This is a genomic window from Mesorhizobium sp. M7A.F.Ca.AU.001.01.1.1, assembly GCF_004022735.1.
Lineage (GTDB): Bacteria > Pseudomonadota > Alphaproteobacteria > Rhizobiales > Rhizobiaceae > Mesorhizobium > Mesorhizobium ciceri.
Genome location: NZ_RZPF01000457.1, coordinates 1 through 5,435, shown reverse-complemented (window position 1 = coordinate 5,435; position 5,435 = coordinate 1). Strand labels below are relative to the sequence as shown.

Below are 5,435 nucleotides of genomic sequence, written 5' to 3'. Positions count from 1 at the left end.
GCTTCTTGCGATCGAAGGCGGTCAGCCGCGCTTCGAAATTCTCGTTGCGCGGCGTGCCCAGCAGTGCAGCGATCTGCCAGTATTCCTCGCGGATGAAGCGCTCGATCTCGGATTCGCGGTCGCAGACGAGACGCAGCGCAACCGACTGGACGCGTCCGGCCGAACGGGCGCCCGGCAGTTTGCGCCACAGCACCGGCGACAGCGTGAAGCCGACGAGATAATCCAGCGCCCGGCGGGCGAGATAGGCATCGACCAGCGGCGCATCGATCTGGCGCGGATTGGCCATCGCTTCCAGCACCGACGATTTGGTGATGGCGTTGAAGACGACGCGGCTGACCGGCTTGTCCTTCAGCGCGCGCTTCTGCTTCAGAACTTCCAGCACATGCCAGGAAATCGCTTCGCCTTCGCGATCCGGATCGGTGGCGAGGATCAGGCCGTCGGCGTCCTTGACCGCCTTGGCGATGTCGGCGAGGCGCTTGCCGGAGGCGGTGTCGACCGCCCAGGACATGGCGAAATCCTCATCCGGACGCACCGAGCCATCCTTGGCCGGCAAGTCCCTGATATGGCCGAACGAGGCCAGAACCTTGTAGTTCTTGCCGAGGTATTTGTTGATTGTCTTCGCCTTGGCCGGCGATTCGACGACGACGACGTCCATGAGGTCTCATATCAGCTGTGGTGCGGCAGAAGAATTCCGCTGCGCGCGACGAAATCTCGTTCTATTTGTCGCTCACATGGCCGCGCTTTTGCATCCGGTCAAGGGGAAGCGCCCAAATTGCGGGCCGGTCCGCAGCAATACACTCTTAGAGTGTATGGAGAAAATCACAGAATTTGGGAAAGGCAGATGGTGGGTCTGAGTCAGCGGAAACGACCCGATTCATTTTTCCGCCGAGTCGTTGAAATGCTGCCCAAACCAGGACGGGCGACATTATAACGGGCTGTTCGATGCCGGCCGCCGGATGGCATGGAGATGCCCGGCGACCAGCCCTTGTCCCGCCAGCAGCGGGAATGGCGTGCTTAGTCGGCCTTGACGATATGCCAGACTTCGCCGACGCCGTCGCCGGTCACATCGCCGGGCTTCTTGTCCTTTATGAAGGTGTAGACCGGCTTGCCGTCATAGGCCCACATCTTGGTGCCGTCGGTGCGGTCGACGACGCTCCACTCGTCATCCGCCTTGGCGCCGGCTTCGGCTTTCAGCGGCGGCCAGTTGGTGGCGCATTTGTCGTAGCAGTTGCTCTTGCCCTTCTCGTCCTTGTCATAGGTGTAAAGCGTCATGCCATTGGCGTCGGTGTAGATCTTGGCGCCATTGACCTCGGCTTCCTTCCACGCGTCGGCAGCGAAGGATGCGGCGGTGCTGAGCAGAAGCGCTGCCAGTCCTGCGGTTATGGTTTTCATGGAAATCTCCTGACTGATATCTGGAGACGCGCGGGAAATCGCGGCCTCACAGCATCAACGCCTGCGGGCTGTCGTTTCTTCCTGGCAAGTGCGTCGGGCAATGGATGATCTTGCCAACACAATGGTGATTGGTGGACAAGGCTGCGCGTCGCTATATCGGCGTCACGACATTGGAGTTCTTGGAAATGGCATTGGACATCGGCTATGTCAGCGCGGTCGGGGCTGGGGCGATTTCGTTCCTGTCGCCTTGCGTGCTGCCGCTGGTGCCGCCTTATCTCTGTTATATGGCCGGCGTCTCGGTCGACGATTTCCGTGGCAATGCGGGTGCGACAGCGCGTGAAGGCGCACGCGGCGCGCTGATCTATTCTTCGATCGCCTTCGTGCTCGGCTTCTCGACCGTCTTTGTCGCGCTCGGCGCCGGCGCCTCGACCATCGGCCGGCTGCTGCGCGTCTGGCAGGAGCCGCTGGCCATGGGCGCAGGCGTGCTGATCATCCTCATGGGCCTGAATTTCCTCGGCGTCCTGCGCATTCCGCTGCTGTCACGCGAGGCACGCTTCCAGTCGCAAGGGAAGCCGGCAAGTGCAATCGCGGCCTATGTCATGGGGCTGGCTTTCGCCTTCGGCTGGACGCCGTGCATCGGCCCGGTTCTGGGACCGATCCTGACGCTGGCCGGCGGCCGTGAAACGGTGGGCGAGGGCGCGCTGCTGCTCGCCGCCTATTCGCTGGGGCTGGGCATCCCGTTCCTGATCGCAGCGCTGTTTTCCGGCGCCTTCATGCGCTTCCTCGGCAAATTCCGCGTTCATCTCGGCCGGGTTGAAAAAGCAATAGGCGCGCTGCTGGTTGTCGCTGGCGTGTTTTTCCTCACCGGCGGCGTTCAGACGGTGTCTTACTGGCTGCTGGAGAATTTTCCGCTGCTGGGGCGGTTGGGGTAGGCGTTCGAGCTCAAGCGGGCTTACGGATATTGTTTCACTTGCGTAGTAAGTTCCGGATCGGAATTTCCCCGCTCCATTTGGTCTTACACTGCAATATTGACGTGAGCCTGCAAAAGCTCGCACAATCAATTCAAAGCTTGATATTGTGCAGCATGAGAAGTGGAAAAATTCCTTTTAGATTCGATATTGCCGACTTGCTGGCGCGAGCGCGGAGGCAAGTGGATGGTCGCTTGGGTGACGTGACGATTAACCTCCCATTTATCAGTATCGCTGTCAGCCCGAATGATCGAGAGCGTAAGGTTGCCCGCGAGCTCGTAATTCGGCTCCGGGATCGCAGGATTCTGTCCGCTTGGGAGTGCTGCGATGGCTGCATTGACAATGCGCTCAAGTCGCTTGGGGAAATCAGGCAAACGCTCGTGGACAAACGGGTAGAGCTTGCCGACTTGCAGGATGGGCCGCTGTACTTACTGCTTGACGCGATGGCTCTGGGTATTCGCCAATTTATGACGTTCGAGGAACTGCTCCGGCGCGACGAGAACGCCCCGCTGCATCCACGCTTTGGAGAATTCTATCGACCGCCTGACACCCGGCAGGCTTATTTTGATGCACTGGAGGTGCTCCGCGGGCACCTGAACCGGTGCCTTGGGCAGATCGCTACGATTGCCAAGATGCCAATGGCCGACGAAGGCGTGATTGCCGACTATCAAGGGCCGTGGCAGCTAGAGGCCTATCAGGAGCCGCCAGCTCTGCCCTCTCCTGACAGCTAGCGCTGTCGTTGCAAACGCGAAATCGACTTAGGCAATTGGGGAGGCAGCCTATGTGGAATTGGTTGAGGAAGAAATCGAGCCAGCCTGACCATGAACTCAAGGCCCTGGCTGAGCAATTTGTCCGGCCACAATCGCTCGCTGTAGCGTTGGCCGCATCTGTGCGCGACTACGTCAATGCAGTGAAAGCGGGGAAGTTGTCCTATCCTGCCCATCGCAGAGAGGGCGCAAGCGTTGTCGAGATATGGGCCGACTTGCGGATAGAGGCGATCCACAAACTGTTCAACTTTGGGCAATCGGATGCTTTCCTGTTTTCGGACCATCGCCGGCAGGAAGAATTATTGGCTTGCTTCCTGGACGAGCGAGTTCACCTTGAAATGCCGCAACCTCGCGGAGCGGGGGTTCCCGATACCATACAGGCAATGTGGCAGGTCTACGTCTACCTAAGTGCTGCAGGGTCAGAGGTGGCCGACCGCGAGACGGATCGGGAAGGCCTCAAATTGAAAGGGCGATCCATTCTTGATCGAATGGAATCAGATTGCGCCGACGCAAGGCCGAGATGGGGGGCATTTCGGACGGGCGTGGCGAGCAGCACGGTCCCCCCAACCATGATAGAGCTGCTACATGCGGACGTGACTGCCAAGGCTAAGTCGATCGCACTGTCCAAGGTGTTCGGGCCCTATTATGAGGGCGGGATTAAGCACATGGAGAGTCTGCTTGCCAAACAAGGAAGCGACGTGGCCGCTTTCCAAGCCTCGGTCGAACGACTGCTCGCAGCCAAGGATCCGGACTATCTTACGTCTCGCTAGTGGCAATATCGACCAGCTGCTCGACCCACCTCACCGGAATTTAACCGCATTGGTGCAGCATGGCGCCAGATGCTACCTATCTTCGATTCCTGATCCCTTTTCATATGGTTGTCCTTTCCATGAGCCAGAGATCCTGCCTGTCCGTCATCCTCGCCGCCGGCGAAGGCACGCGCATGAAGAGCGTGCTGCCGAAGGTGCTGCACCAGATTGCCGGGCTGCCGATGGTCGCCCATGTGGTGAAGGCAGCGGAAGAGGCGGGTGCCGGCAGCCAGGCGCTGGTGATCGGCCATGGCGCCGACGAGATGCGCAAGGCGGCGGCAAAGTTCGCGCCCAAGGCCGAGACTTTCGTGCAGGAAAAGCGCCTTGGCACCGCGCACGCCGTGCTTGCCGCGCGCGATGCGATATCAAAGGGTTATGACGATATTCTCGTGATGTTTGGGGACACGCCGCTGATCGACGCAGATGCGCTGACCGTGGCGCGGCTGAAACTGGCTGAAGGCGCTGCCGTCGTCGTGATCGGATTCCGTCCGCCCAGTCCGACTGGTTATGGCCGGTTGATCGAAAAGGACGGCAAGCTGATTGCCATCCGCGAGGAGAAGGACTGCTCCGAGGAGGAGAGGAAAATAACCTTCTGCAATGCCGGCATGATGGCGGTGGCCGGCGCCCATGCGCTGGCGCTGCTCGATCAGGTCGGCAACAAGAATGCCAAGGGCGAGTATTATCTCACCGACATTGTCGAGATCGCCAGTGCGCGAGGCCTCGATGTCGTGGCCACCGAAGCCAGTTTCGAAAGCGCGCTCGGCATCAACAACCGCGCCGAACTGGCGCAAGCCGAAGCCATCTGGCAGGCGCGCCGGCGGCATGAGGCGATGCTGTCGGGCGTGACGCTGATCGCGCCGGAGACGGTGTATTTCTCGCACGACACCGAGATCGGCACTGACACGATCGTCGAGCCCCATGTCTGGTTCGGTCCGGGCGTGAAGATTGCCACGGGCGCCAAGGTCCATGCCTTTAGCCATATCGAGGGCGCCACCATTGCGTCCAATTGCGATGTCGGGCCGTACGCGCGGCTGCGGCCGGGCGCCGATCTCAGGAACAAGGCCAAGGTCGGCAATTTCTGCGAGGTCAAGCAGGCGGTTATCGAAGAGGGCGCCAAGGTCAACCATTTGACCTATATCGGCGACGCCCGTGTCGGTGCTGGGGCCAATATCGGCGCCGGCACCATTACCTGCAATTATGACGGCTATTCGAAATTCTTCACCGACATCGGCGAGGGCGCTTTTGTCGGCTCCAATTCGTCGCTGGTGGCGCCTGTCACCATCGGCAAGGGCGGCTACATCGCCTCAGGCAGCGTGATCACCGAAAGCGTGCCCGACGACGCGCTGGCCTTCGGCCGCGCCCGCCAGAAGACCATTCCAGGCAAGGGCAAGGAGTTGCGCGAGCGCTTTGCTTCGGCGGCGGCGGCGAAGAAAAAGTAAGACCAGCCCGCAAACCGAACGATTGCAGTAACCGGATTGCAAGAGCGGCCTGTCATGGTG

Annotated in this window: 6 protein-coding genes; 4 read left to right on the top strand and 2 right to left on the bottom strand. The window is 60.3% G+C overall.

Translation table 11 applies throughout. The features are described from left to right. Window positions 1-655, bottom strand: a 655-nt coding sequence (locus EN884_RS24135) for a DNA topoisomerase (protein WP_245491977.1), incomplete at its 3' end; no start/stop codon positions are given. A 359-nt stretch (window positions 656-1,014) separates the two neighbouring features. Continuing rightward, complete coding sequence (locus EN884_RS24130; RefSeq protein WP_024503571.1) at window positions 1,015-1,392, bottom strand: hypothetical protein; 378 nt, start codon at window positions 1,390-1,392, stop codon at window positions 1,015-1,017. A 185-nt stretch (window positions 1,393-1,577) separates the two neighbouring features. On the opposite strand from EN884_RS24130, the gene EN884_RS24125 reads away from it, so the two are divergent. From EN884_RS24125 to glmU, 4 genes are all read left to right on the top strand, one after another. Further along, window positions 1,578-2,324 carry a cytochrome c biogenesis CcdA family protein gene (locus EN884_RS24125; protein ID WP_063170222.1) on the top strand — a complete coding sequence of 249 codons (747 nt, stop codon included), beginning with the start codon at window positions 1,578-1,580 and terminating at the stop codon, window positions 2,322-2,324. Between the two features lie 101 nt (window positions 2,325-2,425). Beyond that, on the top strand, window positions 2,426-3,091 hold the full coding sequence (locus EN884_RS24120; RefSeq protein ID WP_127224175.1) for a hypothetical protein: 666 nt from the start codon (window positions 2,426-2,428) through the stop codon (window positions 3,089-3,091). 50 nt (window positions 3,092-3,141) lie between these two features. Further along, window positions 3,142-3,897: a hypothetical protein gene (locus EN884_RS24115; protein WP_063167903.1), complete on the top strand. Its 756-nt coding sequence runs from the start codon at window positions 3,142-3,144 to the stop codon at window positions 3,895-3,897. 119 nt (window positions 3,898-4,016) lie between these two features. Then, on the top strand, window positions 4,017-5,375 hold the full coding sequence (gene glmU, locus EN884_RS24110; RefSeq protein WP_063170223.1) for a bifunctional UDP-N-acetylglucosamine diphosphorylase/glucosamine-1-phosphate N-acetyltransferase GlmU: 1,359 nt from the start codon (window positions 4,017-4,019) through the stop codon (window positions 5,373-5,375). Window positions 5,376-5,435: the final 60 nt, after the last annotated feature.

Bases quoted from the DNA above. Each gene is read 5' to 3' on its own strand.
- EN884_RS24130 (WP_024503571.1), bottom strand. From the start codon at position 1,392: ATGAAAACCATAACCGCAGGACTGGCAGCGCTTCTGCTCAGCACCGCC.
- glmU (WP_063170223.1), top strand. From the start codon at position 4,017: ATGAGCCAGAGATCCTGCCTGTCCGTCATCCTCGCCGCCGGCGAAGGC.
- EN884_RS24115 (WP_063167903.1), top strand. From the start codon at position 3,142: ATGTGGAATTGGTTGAGGAAGAAATCGAGCCAGCCTGACCATGAACTC.
- EN884_RS24125 (WP_063170222.1), top strand. From the start codon at position 1,578: ATGGCATTGGACATCGGCTATGTCAGCGCGGTCGGGGCTGGGGCGATT.